The organism is Pseudomonas sp. NPDC087639, from assembly GCF_044743385.1.
Lineage (GTDB): Bacteria > Pseudomonadota > Gammaproteobacteria > Pseudomonadales > Pseudomonadaceae > Aquipseudomonas.
The window spans coordinates 1-1420 of the sequence record NZ_JBIUWI010000182.1 but is presented as its reverse complement, the minus strand read 5'-3'; the positions used below and the strand labels follow the sequence as shown (position 1 = coordinate 1420).

Here is a 1420-nt window from a genome sequence, read left to right as displayed (position 1 = left end):
ATCAGCATCATCGTCACGCACCCGGCCAGCACCGGCATCACCGCTATCAGCAGGAACGCGGTGATCAGCCAGGTCCAGACGAACAGCGGCATTTTCATCAACGTCATGCCGGGGGCGCGCAGGTTGAGGATGGTCGCGACCACGTTGATCGCGCCCATGATCGAACTGATCCCCATCAAGTGGATGGCGAAGATGAAGAACGTCACGCTTTCCGGCGCATAAGTCGTCGACAACGGCGCGTAGAACGTCCAGCCGAAATTCGGCCCGCCACCGGGGCTGAACAGGGTCGAGACCAACAGCAGGAACGCCGCCGGCAGCAGCCAGAAGCTGAAGTTGTTCATGCGCGGCAGGGCCATGTCCGGCGCGCCGATCATCAACGGGATCATCCAGTTGGCGAGGCCGACGAACGCCGGCATCACCGCGCCGAAGACCATCACCAGACCATGCATGGTGGTCATCTGGTTGAAGAACGCCGGCTCGACGATCTGCAAACCGGGCTGGAACAACTCGGCGCGGATCACCATGGCGAACGAGCCGCCGAGCAGGAACATGCAGAACGCAAACCACAGGTACAGCGTGCCGATGTCCTTGTGGTTGGTGGTCAGCACCCAGCGCATCAGACCTTTGGCGGGGCCGTGGGCGTGGTCGGCATGACCGTGGTCATCGATGACAGCGCTCATGGCCGGTCTCCTTCAAGTGAGTGGGCTGGGCAGGCCGGGGCACGGAGCCCCGACTGGTTCACGAAGTACGCAATAGACCGGCTCATTTGCTTTCCGCCTGTTTCAGCTCCAGCACTTCTTTTGGCGTGACCATGTCGCCCTTGTTGTTGCCCCAGGCGTTACGTTCATAGGTCACGACCGCTGCGATATCGACTTCCGACAACTGTTTGCCGAACGCCGCCATGGCGGTGCCGGGCTTGCCGTGGAGGACAATGTTCAGGTGATCCTTGATCGGTCCGGTGGCGATTTTCGAGCCCTTGAGCGCCGGGAACATCGGCGGCAGGCCCTGGCCTTCGGCTTGGTGACAGGCGACGCAAGCGGTGTGATAGACCTTGTCGCCGCGCTCTTTGAGCTCGTCGAGGGTCCATTCCTTGCTGGTCAGCTCTTTGAGCTGGGCGGCTTCGGCCTTGCGTTCGGCCAGCCATGCTTCGTAGTCGGCCTTTTCCTTGACCTCGACCACAATCGGCATGAAGCCGTGATCCTTGCCGCACAGTTCGGCGCACTGGCCACGGTAGATGCCGGGTTTGTCGACACGGGTCCAGGCTTCGTTGACGAACCCCGGAATCGCATCGCGTTTGACCGCGAAGGCCGGCACCCACCAGGAATGGATCACGTCAGCGGAGGTCACGAGGAAGCGCACCTTGGCGCCGGTCGGCAGCACCAGCGGCTTGTCGACCTCAAGCAGGTAGTGTTCGCCCTTG

At 62.0% G+C, this 1420-nt stretch carries 2 protein-coding genes; both read right to left on the bottom strand.

What is annotated here, in order from left to right; all coding sequences use genetic code 11:
• A partial coding sequence (locus ACIOVB_RS27715) for a cbb3-type cytochrome c oxidase subunit I (protein ID WP_401272298.1) occupies positions 1 to 680 on the bottom strand: 680 nt, incomplete at its 3' end.
• Between the two features lie 82 nt (positions 681 to 762).
• Positions 763 to 1420: c-type cytochrome (locus tag ACIOVB_RS27710; protein ID WP_401272297.1), on the bottom strand; the 658-nt coding region annotated here is incomplete at its 5' end.